General features: G+C 52.3%; 1 protein-coding gene. It reads right to left on the bottom strand.

Annotation, left to right across the window (positions count from 1 at the left end; translation table 11 throughout):
- On the bottom strand, window positions 1-287 hold a 287-nt coding region (locus AAEZ02_RS22195), incomplete at both ends, for a hypothetical protein (protein ID WP_351089811.1).

Here is a 287-nt window from a genome sequence, read left to right as displayed (position 1 = left end):
TTAACGAAGTCAGCACCGGCTTGGGTTAATACCACTTCGCCGTTGACCAACGCGTAGTAACCGTCGTCATTGCTGCCTGGGGTAAAGTCCACGGTCAGTAGATCACCGTCTTCATCAAAGGTGGTGTAGGTTGCGGCCACATCGCCATCGACGGCGCTGTTTTCAGTAAAGTCATTGGCAACCACGTCAATGGTTGGCGCGTCGTTAGTTGGCGTGACTTGAATTGTTAGCGTCGCGGTTTCACCAGTGTTAGTGGTATAGGTGATGACAGGGACTTGGCCATTCCA

The sequence above is a fragment of the Shewanella sp. T24-MNA-CIBAN-0130 genome (assembly GCF_040310185.1).
GTDB lineage: Bacteria > Pseudomonadota > Gammaproteobacteria > Enterobacterales > Shewanellaceae > Shewanella > Shewanella psychromarinicola.
This window is presented reverse-complemented; position numbering and strand designations above follow the sequence as displayed.